This is a genomic window from Cupriavidus sp. HMR-1 (assembly GCF_000319775.1).
Classification (GTDB): Bacteria; Pseudomonadota; Gammaproteobacteria; order Burkholderiales; family Burkholderiaceae; genus Cupriavidus; species Cupriavidus metallidurans.
This window is the reverse complement of sequence record NZ_ANKP01000233.1, coordinates 1-14,000: the sequence shown is the minus strand read 5'-3', so window position 1 is coordinate 14,000 and position 14,000 is coordinate 1. Positions and strand designations below refer to the sequence as shown.

General features: G+C 65.5%; 16 protein-coding genes. 6 read left to right on the top strand and 10 right to left on the bottom strand.

Annotated elements, in window-relative coordinates; translation table 11 throughout:
• Positions 1-12 precede the first annotated feature (12 nt).
• The gene (locus D769_RS23590; protein ID WP_008650211.1) at positions 13-996 is read left to right on the top strand and encodes a tripartite tricarboxylate transporter substrate binding protein; all 984 of its coding nucleotides are present in this window, start codon (positions 13-15) and stop codon (positions 994-996) included.
• Between the two features lie 61 nt (positions 997-1,057).
• A complete protein-coding gene (locus D769_RS23585) occupies positions 1,058-1,495 on the top strand; it encodes a YbgC/FadM family acyl-CoA thioesterase (protein WP_008650210.1) in 438 nt (145 codons plus the stop codon).
• 86 nt (positions 1,496-1,581) lie between these two features.
• Here D769_RS23585 and denD read toward each other — a convergent pair whose 3' ends face one another.
• The 7 genes from denD to D769_RS23550 form a co-directional block, all read right to left on the bottom strand.
• Positions 1,582-2,553: a D-erythronate dehydrogenase gene (gene denD, locus D769_RS23580; protein WP_008650209.1), complete on the bottom strand. Its 972-nt coding sequence runs from the start codon at positions 2,551-2,553 to the stop codon at positions 1,582-1,584.
• Positions 2,554-2,617: 64 nt separating this feature from the next.
• Positions 2,618-3,400, bottom strand: coding sequence for a 2-oxo-tetronate isomerase (gene otnI / locus D769_RS23575; RefSeq protein WP_008650208.1), 783 nt, complete (start codon positions 3,398-3,400; stop codon positions 2,618-2,620).
• A gap of 30 nt (positions 3,401-3,430) precedes the next feature.
• Positions 3,431-4,789: an MFS transporter gene (locus D769_RS23570; protein WP_008650207.1), complete on the bottom strand. Its 1,359-nt coding sequence runs from the start codon at positions 4,787-4,789 to the stop codon at positions 3,431-3,433.
• 176 nt (positions 4,790-4,965) lie between these two features.
• Positions 4,966-5,604: an aldolase gene (locus D769_RS23565; RefSeq protein WP_008650206.1), complete on the bottom strand. Its 639-nt coding sequence runs from the start codon at positions 5,602-5,604 to the stop codon at positions 4,966-4,968.
• On the bottom strand, positions 5,601-6,869 hold the full coding sequence (gene otnK / locus D769_RS23560; protein WP_008650205.1) for a 3-oxo-tetronate kinase: 1,269 nt from the start codon (positions 6,867-6,869) through the stop codon (positions 5,601-5,603). The genes D769_RS23565 and otnK overlap by 4 nt, the downstream gene beginning before the upstream one ends.
• 22 nt (positions 6,870-6,891) lie before the next feature.
• A complete protein-coding gene (ltnD, locus tag D769_RS23555; RefSeq protein WP_277423012.1) occupies positions 6,892-7,803 on the bottom strand; it encodes an L-threonate dehydrogenase in 912 nt (303 codons plus the stop codon).
• A 24-nt stretch (positions 7,804-7,827) separates the two neighbouring features.
• Entirely contained in the window at positions 7,828-8,571 is a 744-nt protein-coding gene (locus tag D769_RS23550; RefSeq protein WP_040011216.1) for a FadR/GntR family transcriptional regulator, read from the bottom strand.
• Between the two features lie 176 nt (positions 8,572-8,747).
• Here D769_RS23550 and D769_RS23545 point away from each other — a divergent pair, with 176 nt between their 5' ends.
• Entirely contained in the window at positions 8,748-9,191 is a 444-nt protein-coding gene (locus D769_RS23545; RefSeq protein ID WP_008650199.1) for a GNAT family N-acetyltransferase, read from the top strand.
• A gap of 15 nt (positions 9,192-9,206) precedes the next feature.
• Here the strand turns inward: D769_RS23545 and D769_RS23540 are convergent, their stop codons facing one another.
• From D769_RS23540 to D769_RS23530, 3 genes are all read right to left on the bottom strand, one after another.
• Positions 9,207-10,061 (bottom strand): NRDE family protein, encoded by an 855-nt coding sequence (locus tag D769_RS23540; RefSeq protein ID WP_008650197.1) that lies wholly within the window; start codon positions 10,059-10,061, stop codon positions 9,207-9,209.
• Between the two features lie 78 nt (positions 10,062-10,139).
• A complete protein-coding gene (locus D769_RS23535; RefSeq protein ID WP_008650194.1) occupies positions 10,140-10,430 on the bottom strand; it encodes a DUF4936 family protein in 291 nt (96 codons plus the stop codon).
• A 19-nt stretch (positions 10,431-10,449) separates the two neighbouring features.
• Positions 10,450-11,460, bottom strand: a complete 1,011-nt coding sequence (locus tag D769_RS23530; protein WP_008650192.1) for a folate-binding protein YgfZ — start codon at positions 11,458-11,460, stop codon at positions 10,450-10,452.
• 186 nt (positions 11,461-11,646) lie between these two features.
• Between D769_RS23530 and mltG the strand changes: the two genes are divergently transcribed.
• The 3 genes from mltG to holB form a co-directional block, all read left to right on the top strand.
• Complete coding sequence (mltG, locus tag D769_RS23525) at positions 11,647-12,645, top strand: endolytic transglycosylase MltG (protein WP_008650190.1); 999 nt, start codon at positions 11,647-11,649, stop codon at positions 12,643-12,645.
• Between the two features lie 4 nt (positions 12,646-12,649).
• Positions 12,650-13,252 carry a dTMP kinase gene (gene tmk / locus D769_RS23520; protein WP_008650189.1) on the top strand — a complete coding sequence of 201 codons (603 nt, stop codon included), beginning with the start codon at positions 12,650-12,652 and terminating at the stop codon, positions 13,250-13,252.
• 86 nt (positions 13,253-13,338) lie between these two features.
• A partial coding sequence (gene holB, locus D769_RS23515) for a DNA polymerase III subunit delta' (protein WP_008650187.1) occupies positions 13,339-14,000 on the top strand: 662 nt, incomplete at its 3' end.

Here is a 14,000-nt window from a genome sequence, read left to right as displayed (position 1 = left end):
GAGACTCAACACATGCAACGCCGCCAATTTATCGCTCGCGCCAGCCTGCTCGCCGCCACGGTCGCGGCCAGTTTTGCCGCCATGCCGGCACACGCCCAGGCGGACAAGTTCCCGCAACGTCCGATCCGCCTGGTCGTTGGCTATACCGCTGGCGGCTCGACGGACATCCCGTTCCGTGTGCTGGCCGAGAATGCATCGAAGATCCTGGGCCAGCCCGTGATCGTCGAGAACAAGCCCGGTGCCGGTGGCGTGCTGCCCGCGCAGATGATGCAGTCGACCCAGCCTGATGGCTACACGCTGGCCCAGGTGTCCATGCCGGTGTTCCGTCTGCCGTACACCACCAAGATCAACTGGGATCCGGTCAAGGACCTGACCTATGTGATCAACCTGGCGGGCTACTCGTTCGGCCTGGTCGTGCCAGCCGATTCGCCGATCAAGACGATGCAGGACTACATCGCCTACGCCAAGGCCAATCCGGGGAAGCTGACCTATGGCTCGCCGGGCACGATGACCACGCTGCATCTGACGATGGAAGACCTGGCCATGCGCCAGGGTGTGCAGTTCTCGCATATTCCGTACAAGGGCAACTCGGAATCGATGCAGGCGCTGCTGGGCGGCCACGTGATGTCGGTGGCGGATACCCCGGCCTGGGCCCAGTACGTGGAATCCGGCAAGCTGCGCCTGCTGTCCACCTGGGGCGAGAAGCGCTCGCCGCGCTTCCCGAACGTGCCGACGCTGAAGGAACTGGGCATGGGCATCGTCCAGGCTTCGCCGTTTGGTCTGGTCGTCCCCAAGGGCACGGACCCGGCGATCGTGAAGAAGCTGCATGATGCGTTCAAGAAGGCCATGGAGATGCCGAACTACCGCGAATCGCTGGCCAAGTTCGACATGGAGCCGAACTACATGAGCAGCAGCCAGTATCAGGCGTTTGCCGCCGATACGGTCAAGCGCGAACGCGCGATCATCGAGAAACTGGGCCTGGGCAAGGGTCAGTAAGGTACGTAGAACGCGGGCGTCCCACGGGGCGCCCGTTTTTTCATCTGGAGCTTCGCCCCCCATGGCCAAAGAGGATTTTCATCTCAGCATGCCACTGCGCGTGCGCTGGGCCGAGGTCGATCCGCAATCGATCGTCTTCAATGCCCACTATCTGACTTACTGCGATATCTGTTCGACCGAGTACTGGCGCGCGATTGGCGTGCGCTATCCGGAGGACTTGCTGCGCGCCCACGGCGTGGACATCTTTGTGGTCAAGTCCACGCTGGAGTACCACGCATCGGCACGGTTTGACGAGATGCTCGATATTCGCGGCCGCATGGCGCGGCTGGGCCGGTCGAGCATGGTGTTCCGCGTGGAAATGTATCGCGGCGACGAGCACCTGATCACCGGGGAGGTGGTCTACGTCTGCGCCGATCCGCAGACGCAGAAATCGGCGCCGATCCCGGCATCGGTGCGGGAGCGGATCGAAGCGTGGGAGATTGTGAAGCCTGCTGCGTGAGGTGGGATGATGTTTGATGTGCTTGCGCTCTCCCGCGCGCGGCAGAGCGCAAGCCTGTCAATCCTGTCAACCGCGACCTCACCGGATCAGAGCTTGACCGCCGCATCCTCCGCATAAGCCCGAATCACGTCGTCAAAGCTCGCGTCGCTCTCGAATCCCAGTTCGCGCGCGCGCGCCACATCCCACGCCGCCGGCCATGTGCCGACGATCTTCTCGATGCGCTCTTCGCGTTCCCACGTCACGCGATCGGCCACCGCGTCACCGGCCACGCGCTGCAGCGCTTCCACCATCTGCGCCGCCGTGACCGACAGCCCCGGCAGATTCACCACCCGGCGATTGCCGAAGCGCGCGCCATCGAGTTCGATGCCGTTGACCAGCGCCTGGATCGCGCCGCGTGGCGAGAGCAGCCACAGCGGCGTTTCCGGTGCCACAGGGCAATTTGCCGCCACGCCTGACAATGGTTCGCGGATGATGCCGCTGGCGAACGACGACGCCGCGGCATTCGGCTTGCCGGGCCGCACGCTGATCGTCGGCAGCCGCAGCACGCGGCCATCGACAAAGCCGCGTCGGCTGTAGTCGGACAGCAGCAATTCGCCGATAGCCTTCTGCATGCCGTACGACGATTGCGGATTCAGCGCGGTGTCGTCCTGCACCACCGGAGGCAACTTGCCGCCATAGACGGCGACCGAGCTGGTGAACACCACGCGCGGTACATGCGCCAACTGGCGGCACGTTTCCAGCAGCGCGCGCGAGGCGTCAAGGTTCACGCGCATTCCCAGGTCGAAATCGGCCTCGGCCTGACCGCTGACTACCGCGGCCAGATGGAAGATTGCGCCGGTATCACGGTCGATGGCTTGCGCCAGCACGGCGGGATCGGACAGGTCGCCCGTCACCACACGCACGCGGGCATCGTCGATCTGCGGCGCCACCACGTCGAGCAGTGTGAGCCGGTCGATCGTGACGGCCTTGCCATCCAGGTTCAGCGTGCCGCGTTTGAGCAGCAGACGGGCCAGTTGCAGGCCCAGGAAGCCGGCGCCGCCGGTAATCAGTACGTTCATGGTTGCGGAGTGTTCGTCATTGGCGTGGTCGGTACGGAGCGGAAACGGCCGTGACAGGCCCGAATCAGCGCTTCAGCCAGGGCTTGATCCAGCCCAGACCTTCCGAAGTGCCGCCACGCGGGCGGTATTCGCAGCCGATCCAGCCCGTGTATCCGAGCCGGTCGATGACGTCGAAGAGGTACGGGTAGTTCAGTTCGCCGATATCGGGTTCGTGGCGTTCGGGCACGCCGGCGATCTGGATATGGCCAATCCCCGCGAAGTCGCGTTCGAGCTTCTTCGCGATATCGCCCTCGACGATCTGGCAGTGATAGCAGTCGAACTGGACCTTGAGATTGGCCGCGCCCACCTGGTGGCAGATGGTCTGGCCATCGTCCTGACGGTTCAGGAAATAGCCCGGCATGTCGCGGGTGTTGATCGGCTCGATCAGCACCGTGATGCCGTGCGACGCGGCCGAGGCAGCGGCATAGGCCAGGTTCTCGAGATAGACGGCGCGGCAGCGGGCGTGGTCGGCGTCGGCCGGCACGATGCCTGCCATCACGTGCACGCGGTCGTTGCCGAGCACGGCAGCGTATTCGAGGGCCTTCGCGAACGCCGTGCGGAACTCGGTCTCGCGGGCGGGCAGGGCGGCGATGCCACGCTCGCCGGCGCCCCAGTCACCGGGCGGCGCGTTGAACAGGGCCTGGATCAGGCCGTGGTCGTCGAGCCGCTTGCGGATCTCGGCGGCCGGATGGTCGTACGGGAACAGGTATTCCACGGCCTGGAACCCGTCCTTTGCCGCAGCGGCAAAGCGGTCCAGAAAGTCGTGCTCCGTGTACATCATCGAAAGGTTCGCGGCGAAGCGCGGCATGTCAGGTCTCCTTGAACTTCAGATTCGATATCAGCGGTTGACGAGCTTCGCCGGGGTCAGCCAGACCAGCAGGGCGCCCACGACCAGGATCGCCGACAGCACGTACATCGGCAATTGCGTGCTTTGCGTCATGTCCTTGAGCGCGCCGACCATATACGGCGATACGAAGCCTGCCAGATTGCCCACAGAGTTCACCACGGCGATACCCGAGGCGGCGGCGATGCCGCTCAGGAACGCGGTCGGCAGCGACCAGAACAGCGGGGCGCATGTCAGCACGCCGGCGGCGGCCAGCGACAGCGCTGCAATGGCCACGGTCGTATTGTGGGTGAACGACGCCGCAATCGCAAAGCCCGTGGCGCCCATCAGTACCGGCACGATCAGGTGCCAGCGGCGCTCACGGCGCGCGTCGGCGCTGTGGCCCAGGATGTTCATGACGACGATGGCGCAGAGGAACGGGATGGCCGACAGCAGGCCGATGTTGAAGTTGCCTGTCACGCCGCTGGCCTTGACCAGCGTCGGCATCCAGAACGTCAGCGCGTACTGGCCGGTCACGAAGCAGAAGTAGATCAGGCACATCCACCACACACGGCTGTCGCTGAACACGGCGCCCAGCGAATGCAAGTTGCGCTGGCCGCCTGTGGCGGCAGCGGCCGACGCGGCGCGCTCGTCGTCCTCGATGTTGCGCTTGAGCACGTGCTTTTCATCGGGGCTGAGCCACGGGGCGCGGTCGATGCCATCGCGCAGCACGAAAATCGTCGCGATGCCGATCGCGAAGGCTGGCAGGGCCTCGATGAAGAACATCCATTGCCAGCCGGTCCAGCCATGGGTGTTGTGGAACGCATCCATGATCCAGCCGGACAGCGGGTTGCCGAACATGCCGGCCACTGGAATGCCCGACATGAACAGCGCGATCATCTTGGCGCGGCGGTGCGAGGGATACCAGTACGTCAGGTACAGGATCACGCCCGGATAGAAGCCCGCTTCGGCCAAGCCCAGCAGGAAGCGCATGACGTAGAACTGCGTTGGCGTCTGCACGAACACGAACGCGGCAGAGATGATGCCCCAGGTGATCATGATCCGCGCGATCCAGATGCGCGCGCCGATGCGGTGCATCAGCAGGTTGCTGGGCACCTCGAACAGGAAGTAGCCGATGAAGAACAGGCCGGCGCCAAGGCCGAACACGGTTTCCGAGAACTGCAGGTCCTGCGCCATCTGCAACTTGGCAAAGCCGACGTTGACGCGGTCGAGATACGCGATCACGTAGCAGAGCATCAGGAACGGCATGATGCGCCAGAACACCTTGTTGTAGGCGCGTTTTTCGATGGTGCCGTCGGCGTCCAGGCGGGCGTCGGCAACAGGGGTCCCCACCGCGGGGTTGGAAGCGGTCATTGGAAGTCTCCACGTGTATGGAAAGTGCAGCCGGTTTGCTCCCACTCCCGTATGGCGGGAGAGGGGTTGGGAGAGGGCAGGGGCTTTGTTTTGCGGAGTTGCCCTGGGGATGCGCTGTCCCTCTCCCCGGCCCCTCTCCCACTGTGCGGGAGAGGGGGGAACAGGTTAGTCGTGTGTCACCACCTCACCTTGAACGCATCGCGCAGTTCCGTCAGCGCGGCCTCGTCCAGCGGGGCAGGTTTTTCGCCCAGCATCATCCAGAGCTTCGCCGTTTCTTCGAGCTCTTCGAGCGCATAGGCCGCGCGTGACACACTGTCTTCCCACACCACCGGCCCCAGCCGTGCCAGCAGGACACCGCGCACCTCATTGGCCAGTTGGGCCACGCGCGCGGCTACGACAGGGTCGCCAGGGCGGTGATACGGAATCAGGGGGATATGGCCAACCTTCATCACGTAGTACGGCGTGATCGGGGGCAGCACGTCGTCCGGATGCCAGACACCGGCCAGCGTCAGCGCCACCAGATGCGTGGAATGCGTATGCACCACGCCGTGCGCGTTCGGGTTGTTGTCGTAGACGCAACGATGCAGCGTCAACGTCTTCGACGGCTTGTCGCCCGACACCCAGCCGCCATCGGGCGACACCTTGGCGACCCTGGCCGGATCGAGCGTGCCCAGGCAGGCGTCAGTGGGCGTGATCAGCCAGCCATCGTCGAGCCGGGCGCTGATATTGCCTGCCGTGCCCACCGTGTAGCCACGCTGATACAGGCTGGCGCCGACGCGGCAGATCTCTTCGCGCAGTGCGCTTTCGTTGCTCATTGCGGTGCCCCCAGTGCTTGCAACGCTTCGTCGAAGAAGTTCTCGCCGCCGAAGTTGCCGGATTTCAGTGCCAGTCCCAGCGGCGCATCGTCCAGCGTGACCGTAGCCGGCACGCCTGGCGCGATCTGCGAACCGATGCGCAGCGACTGCACGCCCAGCGCCTGCACCACCGCACCGGAGGTTTCGCCGCCGGCCACCACGAAGCGCCGCGTGCCGCGTGCCTTGAGGCTGGCGGCGATGCTCGCCAGCGCGTGCTCGACCAACTCGCCCGCGCGTGCGACGCCGAGTTCGGCCTGCACGGCCTTGACTTCATCGGGTTGGGCGGTGGCATAGATCAGCACCGGTTCGCCGTGATTGCCCGCGAAGGCCAGTGCGTCATCCACGACCGTGTCTCCACGCGCCAGACGCAGCGGATCGATCCGCAGGGCGGGGCGCTTCTGCGCGATCCAGTGCGCCACCTGACCGTTCGTGGCACGCGACGCGCTGCCCGCCAGCACCACACCATGACCATGCACGGGCGGGACTTCCGCGGCGTCGGTGCGCGCAGGCAGCAGTCCGGCGCGACGGAAGTTCTCGGGCAGGCCCAGCGCGATGCCGGAGCCGCCCGTGATCAGCGGCAGCGCGGCGCAGCCTTCGCCCAGCGCGAACAGGTCGGCATCGGAAATGGCATCGGCGATCACCAGCTTCACGCCCTCGCCACGCAGCGCGTCAATGCGCGCGCGCACGGCGTTCGCGCCCTGGGCGACGGTGTCGTAGCGCAACAGACCGACCTTGGCCTGGCTCTGACCCTGCAACACCCGCACGAGGTTGGCGTCGGTCATCGGCGTAAGCGGATGGTGCTCCATGCCCGATTCGTTGAGCAGGGCGTCCGCCACGAACAGATGGCCGCGGAAAATCGTGCGGCCGTTTTCCGGAAAGGCCGGGCAGGCAATCGTGAAGTCGCTGCCCAGCGCGTCGAGCAGGGCTTCGGCCACGGGGCCGATATTGCCGGCGTCGGTGGAGTCGAACGTCGAGCAGTACTTGAACACGAACTGCCGGCAGCCTTGTTCGCGCAGCCAGCGCAGTGCGTCGAGCGATTGCGCCACCGCGTTGCTGGCCGGGATCGTGCGCGATTTCAGTGCCACGACGATGGCATCGGCTTCCACGGCGGATGCCGGCACGCCGATCGTCTGCACGGTCCGCATGCCATTGCGGACGAGCGTGTTGGCCAGATCCGTGGCGCCGGTGAAATCGTCGGCAATACAGCCGAGCAGAGGACAATTCATCGTCTGACTCCTTTGCCTTGGGTTACCTGGCCTTCGGGCCGGGCAGGTCGATGCCCGGGAAGATCTTGATCACGGCCGAATCGTCTTCACCGCCATGCCCGGCGGTGGACGCCATCATGAACATCTGGTGCGCGGCGGCCGAGAGCGGCAGCGGGAATTTGCTGGTGCGCGCGGTATCGAGCACCATGCCCAAGTCCTTGACGAAAATGTCGACAGCGGACAGGGGGGTGTAGTCGCCCGCCAGGATGTGTGGCACGCGGTTCTCAAACATCCACGAGTTGCCGGCGCTATGCGTGATCACGTCGTAGAGCGCGTCGGGGTTCACGCCTTCGCGCAGGCCCAGGGCCATCGCTTCGGCTGCCGCGGCGATATGCACGCCCGCCAGCAACTGGTTGATGATCTTGACCTTCGATCCCGCGCCATGCGCGTCGCCCAGGCGATAGACTTTGCCAGCCATCGCGGCCAGCACGTCCTCGGCCACGGCGTAGGCCGCGGCGGGTCCGGAGGTCATCATCGTCATCTCGCCGCTGGCCGCGCGCGCTGCGCCACCCGACACGGGGGCATCGAGCATCAGCAGGCCACGCTCGCCCAGGCGCTTGCCGAGCGCTTCGGCAAATCCGGGCGGCACGGTGGCGCTGGCAATGACGAGCTTGCCTGCGGCCATTTTCGACACGGCGCCTTGTTCGCCGAACAGCACCGTTTCCGTCTGCGCGGCGTTGACGACGAGCGTGATCACCACGTCGCAACGCTCGCCGAGTTCGGCCGGGCTCCCGCAGGGTGTGCCACCGGCTTCCGCGAAGCGGCGCAGCACCTCGTCACGCAAATCAAAGGCATGAACGTTGAAGCCGGCGCGCAGCAGCGACTGCGCCACGCCGTAGCCCATCGCGCCCAAGCCGATGACGCCAATATTCCTGGACATGGATAACTCCTGAATGCGTGTTTGGTGCGTATTGGTGCGTTAGTGCGACGGGCCAGCCGGCTGGTGGCCAGCGGCGGAGTCATCCTCGCCCAACTGGGAGAGCCGGCGCGCCGCGTTGTACATGTGGTTCTGGGCCGCGTTGCGCGCGGCATCGGGGTCGCCGGCGCGGATGGCGGCGACGATGGCCTGGTGCTCCTCCCGTACCTGGCGCGAAAAATCCTCGCGCCGCGCTTCGTTGGTTCGCGTGACGCGGGTGGCGGTTTCCAGGTACTGGCTCAGGAATGCCAGTGTCTTGAGGAAATACGGATTGCCGGTGGCTTCGGCGATGGCGCGATGAAAGCCGACGTCGGCATCGACGCCATCGCCGCCAGCGGCCACTTCGGCGTCGATACGTGCCAGCGCGGCGTCGATATTGGCCATGGTCGCATCGGTACGGCGCCGGGCGGCCTGCGCGGCCACTTCGGCCTCGATCGAGCGTCGCAGTTCGACGATCTGCAGCACCGATTCGAGCGTGTCCACGTCGGTGTAGTCGATGCGTAGAGGGCGGATGCCGGCCTGCTCGGTCACGAACACGCCGCTGCCCTGGCGCGATTCCACGAGGCCTTCGTACTTGAGTCGCGCGATGGCCTCGCGGATCACGGTACGGCTCACGCCGAACTCCTCGGACAGCACAGCCTCGGTGGGCAGCTTGGCGCCGCGCGGAAACATGCCGTCCTCGATCTTCTCGAGCAGTTGTTCGGCAACGCTGTCGGTCAGCGCGCGGGCAGGAATCTTTTGGAACATCGTCATCACGTCATCTGGTAGTCAGGTCATCATACAAATTTCACGGAAGGATGGCAGGAGGGTAATCCCTATGGCGCTGCGTCATATGACCGGTAATCGCACAACGCAGCGCGGCGCCTTGATGCCGCCGGGCGTATCATTGCGCCTCATTTCAGGCTCTTCGAACTGCCCTTACCATGTCCGCATCCACGCCAACCGCCGCCCCCGTACTGGTCTGCCTCTGGGAAGAAGCCCGCGAGCGCGCCCGGGCAATCCGCTACGCCGTTTTCGTCGAGGAGCAGGGGGTGCCGGTAGAACTGGAGTGGGATGAGATGGATGCGCCAAGCTGGCATGCGCTGGCATTCGCCGTGGATGGCGTGCCGGTAGCCACTGGCCGCCTGCTGCCGGATGGCCACATTGGCCGCATGGCGGTACTCAAGTCCGCGCGTGGCACCGGCGTGGGCGCGAAGGTGCTCGACGCGCTGATGGCCAAGGCCACCGAACTGGGCTATCCCGAACTGATCCTCAACGCCCAGACCCATGCAGCGCCGTTCTACGCGAGGGTAGGTTTCGAGCAGGTGGGTGACGAGTTCGAGGAAGCCGGCATCCCGCACATCGAGATGCGCAAGCGGATCCGCTGATCCGCCTGAAGACAGTCAGCGCGGCGCGGGTACTGTGCCCGTGTCGCGTGCCAGATTGAGTCGTCCGCGATAGGAGACCTCACCGGTCTGGCCATCGGCATCGAAGCTGCGCTCGACGAAGTCGAAGCGGCCGTCATGCATCACGCGCAGCACGGTGCTGGCACGCGTGCCGTAGTTCGGCGAACGGATGAATGCCGACGACAGCAGCTTTTCCCATTCGGGTGTGACGCCCGTGCTCGGCAGTTCCCAGTCGGGCGCCTGCCGATCCTCCGCAAGCAACTGCAGGTACGACTCCACGTTCGATCCGATCTGGCCGCGATCGGCTGCCAGGACTTCGCACATCGCGCCCACGCGGCTGCGCACCTTGGGCCAGGGCGTGTCGAGTAACGCATTTGACAAGCCATACAGGCCCGGCTTGAGCCGCTGCGGCACGCGGGACTTCGAACGGTTGCTGTACCACCAGAGGTCATGCAGATCGCTGGCCAGCAGGTTGAAGCCGTTGTAGGCGCCGTGGGCTCCGGCCAGGTCGTGCAGATAGTCGGCCGGCGTCTGATCGCCGCGCAGGAAATGCGCCACCAGCTCGCCGCGTGAGCGGGCATCGGTACGCTTTTCCGAGGGCGCGCGATAGTTGGTCAGGGCGGCGAACCTTGCGCCGACCGGGGTGTCCTGCCCGTGCTGGGCACCGGCAATACCCATCCATGTGCCGGCGTCACCGATGACCTCAGCGAGGTCACGGCCGCCCAGCACTCCGGGGGCATCCCGCCACCAGTCCGCGGGCGCGGCGGGGCGGGCATAGAATTCGTCGCGGTTGGCGGCAACCACCAGGGGGTAGTCCGGGTGAGATTGCCAGGCAACCAGAATGAGACACATATTCCTTCCTTTACAGCTCGTTCGGCATCGCGCGAATCTCGTAAGGCGTGTGATTCGTGCGGTGGTGCGGGCGCGAAATCAGAGCACGTCGAGATCGACGAACCGCTCGCTCATCCGCTCGCCGCTGATCCACTGCGTCAGCCCGCTTTGCCGCCAGAGCCCATCGAGCGCGGCGTCGAATGCGGGAGGGACGTCGGCGTAACTCTCCATCCATGTCTGCAGACCGGCGCGAGTTTCCGGCCTGCGCATCAGCGTACCACCAACCCCGGTCGCCTCGGCGACCGTTTCCATCCAGCGATGCCAGTGCGGCAGGGCCTCTGCGGCCCGGTCGTCCGGCACCTTGAAGTAGACGTAGAGATGATCGCTCATGACGATGCTCCCGTGGCGGTCATCCGGCCGCTTCCGCCTCGTTTGGCAGTGGCACTTCGTACGGCAGCGCACCCGTGGATACGGCCGGTCCGCTTGCGGCGCCCAGATGCAGCGCGCCACTGGCAGCGTCGATCTTCAACTCGGCCAGTCCTTCCCAACCACCCTGGGGCGCCGGCGCGGCGTTGACCAGCATACCGCATGGCTGCTCCGGATCCTCGGGGCGGAAAATCTCCGCCGCCGCAGCCGGGACATCGCCCGTGCCACGCACGCGCCACATGCGGCGCTTGAGCGTGCCGCGATACTGGCTACGCGCGACGACCTCCTGGCCCGGATAGCAGCCCTTGCGGAAATTCACGCCGCCAATCAGTTCGAAGTTGATCATCTGCGGCACGAACTGCTCCTGCGTGGCCGCGGCGATGCGGGGGATGCCCGAGGCGACATCGAGCCAGTCCCAGAACGCGGGCGAGGCGACGGCCAGCGTAGCGCCGAGCGATTGCTGAAGGGCTTCGATGCGCGCGGCCGGAGCGACGATCTGCCAGCGCGGCTCGCCGTCGGCATCGGCCAGGCGAATGACGGTCACGTCGCCGTCGGATACCGTGGCCAGCGGTGCTTGGGGAGCAGGCAGGCCAGCCTGTTGTAGCGCGGCTTCCGCGCCAGCCCCGGCGATGCCAAGGATGCCGTGCGTGGCGGACAGGTCCGACAGCTTCGCCTTGGCCCGCAGCACGAACATGGTCAGGCGCTTCTGGATTGGCGGCTGGATGTCGGCGGAGAGTTGCAGCACGATGCCATCGGCGTCGCGCCACATCAGGAAGCTGGCTATCAGCCGGCCCTTGGGCGAGCAGTAGCCGGCCAGGCGGGCTGTGCTCGCAGTCAGGTCTTCAACAGCGTTGGTAAGCTGGCTGTGCAGGAAAGTGGCGGCATCGTCGCCAGCCACGCGGATCAGGCCAAGCCCGGCTGGCGCGGAGACGATACCAGCGGCGCGCAGGGATTTCAGGCTTTGGTCGAGGGACGGAAATTCGGTGGAGGACATGCAGACGGTCCTGAATGGCGTATGAATTAGGGGCGGCGCCGTGCGCGGCGCGTTCTCGTAACTTGCGGTGACACATCGGCCACAAGGCTCCCGGTATTATATGGGCCTGTCGCCATTCCGGCCGGCCGCTGCCATGATCCCGACCCGCCGGCGGGGACATCGCGCCCGGTCTTTGCTTGCTACTACATGAAACGTCTGTTCCTGCGCCTGGTCGGGGTTCTGGTGGTCTTCGCCATGGCCGCCGCCGGTGGCTTTGCCTGGTGGGCTCACCAGCCGCTCGGCCTGACCACATCCCCCATCGAAGTCGTCATCAAGCCGAATTCCGGCGTTCTCAGCGTGGGTCGGCAGATCCAGCGCGGTGGCGTGGGCATGGACCCGCGCCTGTTCCAGATACTGGTCCGCATCACCGGCCACGGCCCGGACCTCAAGGCCGGGGGCTACCAGTTCGAGACTGGCGCCACGCCGCTGGACGTGATCGGCAAACTGGCCCGGGGCGAGGTCACGCACTACGTTGTGACCGTCATCGAGGGTTGGGAATTCCGCAAGATGCGCGCGGTCGTGGATGCAAACCCCGCGCTGAAGCACGATACGCAGGGCATGTCCGACACCGATTTGATGCACGCGATCGGCGCGACCGAATCCGCGCCGGAAGGGCTGTTCTTTCCCGATACCTATCTGTTCGCGCGCGGCAGCAGCGATATCGAACTCTACAAGCACGCCTATCGCGCCATGCAGCGGCGCCTGAACGAGGCCTGGAACGCACGCGCGCCCGACCTGCCGTACAAGACGCCGTACGAGGCGCTGGTGATGGCATCCATCATCGAAAAGGAGACGGGGCAGGCGGCGGAGCGCCCGATGATCGCGGCTGTGTTCGTCAACCGTCTGCGCAAGAACATGATGCTGCAGACCGATCCGACTGTGATCTACGGCCTGGGTGAGCAATTCGACGGCAACCTGCGCAAGAGGGATCTGCTGACGGACACCCCGTACAATACGTACACCCGTACCGGTCTGCCGCCGACGCCGATTGCCTTGCCGAGTCTGGCGTCGCTGGCCGCGGCCACGACGCCGGCGCCATCGGACGCCTTGTATTTCGTGGCACGCGGCGACGGCAGCAGCCATTTCTCCAATTCACTACCCGAACACAATCGCGCGGTCGACAAGTACCAGCGCGGCAAACCATAAGGTCATGCGCGGAAAATTCATCACCTTCGAGGGCATCGATGGCGCGGGCAAGAGCACCCATATCGAGTGGGTGGCCGAGCGCCTGCGCGCGCGCGCAAATGTCGTCACTACCCGGGAGCCGGGAGGCACGCCGCTGGGCGAAGACCTGCGCCAGTTGCTGCTGCACCGGAAGATGCATCTCGAAACCGAGGCGCTGCTGATGTTCGCGGCGCGCCGCGAGCACATCGCCGAAGTCATCGAGCCCGCGCTGGCGCGCGGCGACTGGGTCATCTCGGATCGTTTCACCGATGCCACGTTTGCCTATCAGGGCGGTGGGCGTGGGCTGGCGCTCGATCGACTTGCCGCGCTCGAGCAATGGGTGCAGGGCGGTCTTCAGCCCGACCTGACGCTGCTGTTCGACGTTCCGCTGGAAACCGCGAGCGCGCGTCTGGCCGGGGCCCGTGAGCCCGACAAGTTCGAGGCCGAGTCCCGCGCTTTCTTCGAACGGACTCGCACTGAATATCTGCGCCGCGCGGCGGAAGCGCCACAGCGCTTTCGGGTTATCGACGCGACGCGTTCGATCGACGAGATTCGTGTGACGCTCGAGGAAATCCTCGCAACGCTTTGATTTCTAGTAGCTATATTCGTATTGTGATGTCAATACCGATGACTCCGACAATACATGAGATAGCTGCGCTAACTGATTGAACCTGAATGCTTTATCCCTGGCAACGAGATGACTGGCATCGGCTGACCGCGCTACGCGACCGGCTGCCGCACGCGCTGCTGCTTCACGGCCAGCAAGGCATCGGCAAGCGCGATCTGGCGCTGCACTTCGCGCAGGGCCTGCTTTGCGAAAGCGCGCTGCCCGATGGCCAGCCCTGCAATACCTGCAGCGCCTGCCACTGGTTTGGTCAGGGCAACCATCCCGATTTCACGGTGGTTCGACCCGAGGCATTGGAAGCCGGTGCCGGAGAGGCCGAAGGCGATGGCGAGAGCAGCAGCAAGAAGAAGGCGCCGAGCAAGATCATCCGCATGGAGCAGGTGCGGGCGCTGATCGAGGCGGTGGGCGTTGGCACGCACCGCGCGGGTTTGCGCGTGGTGGTGGTCTATCCGCTCGACGCGCTGCAGACTGAAGGCGCCAACGCGCTGCTCAAGACGCTCGAGGAGCCGCCGCCGTCCACGGTGTTCCTGCTGGTCACGGATCGTATCGACCGTGTGTTGCCGACGATCCTGTCCCGTTGCCGCCAGTTCTCGATGACGCGGCCGACCGGCGCGGATGCGCTTGATTGGCTGCGCGGGCAAGGGGTGGCCGATGTGGAGGCGCAACTGGCGCTGGCTGGAGGGGCGCCGCTGACCGCGCTGCACGCGGCCGA

Excerpts from the sequence above, each read along its gene's own strand:
- D769_RS23590 (WP_008650211.1), top strand. The coding sequence starts at position 13 with ATGCAACGCCGCCAATTTATCGCTCGCGCCAGCCTGCTCGCCGCCACG.
- D769_RS23585 (WP_008650210.1), top strand. The coding sequence starts at position 1,058 with ATGGCCAAAGAGGATTTTCATCTCAGCATGCCACTGCGCGTGCGCTGG.
- denD (WP_008650209.1), bottom strand. The coding sequence starts at position 2,553 with ATGAACGTACTGATTACCGGCGGCGCCGGCTTCCTGGGCCTGCAACTG.
- otnI (WP_008650208.1), bottom strand. The coding sequence starts at position 3,400 with ATGCCGCGCTTCGCCGCGAACCTTTCGATGATGTACACGGAGCACGAC.
- D769_RS23570 (WP_008650207.1), bottom strand. The coding sequence starts at position 4,789 with ATGACCGCTTCCAACCCCGCGGTGGGGACCCCTGTTGCCGACGCCCGC.
- D769_RS23565 (WP_008650206.1), bottom strand. The coding sequence starts at position 5,604 with ATGAGCAACGAAAGCGCACTGCGCGAAGAGATCTGCCGCGTCGGCGCC.
- otnK (WP_008650205.1), bottom strand. The coding sequence starts at position 6,869 with ATGAATTGTCCTCTGCTCGGCTGTATTGCCGACGATTTCACCGGCGCC.
- D769_RS23550 (WP_040011216.1), bottom strand. The coding sequence starts at position 8,571 with ATGTTCCAAAAGATTCCTGCCCGCGCGCTGACCGACAGCGTTGCCGAA.
- D769_RS23545 (WP_008650199.1), top strand. The coding sequence starts at position 8,748 with ATGTCCGCATCCACGCCAACCGCCGCCCCCGTACTGGTCTGCCTCTGG.
- D769_RS23540 (WP_008650197.1), bottom strand. The coding sequence starts at position 10,061 with ATGTGTCTCATTCTGGTTGCCTGGCAATCTCACCCGGACTACCCCCTG.
- D769_RS23535 (WP_008650194.1), bottom strand. The coding sequence starts at position 10,430 with ATGAGCGATCATCTCTACGTCTACTTCAAGGTGCCGGACGACCGGGCC.
- D769_RS23530 (WP_008650192.1), bottom strand. The coding sequence starts at position 11,460 with ATGTCCTCCACCGAATTTCCGTCCCTCGACCAAAGCCTGAAATCCCTG.
- mltG (WP_008650190.1), top strand. The coding sequence starts at position 11,647 with ATGAAACGTCTGTTCCTGCGCCTGGTCGGGGTTCTGGTGGTCTTCGCC.
- tmk (WP_008650189.1), top strand. The coding sequence starts at position 12,650 with ATGCGCGGAAAATTCATCACCTTCGAGGGCATCGATGGCGCGGGCAAG.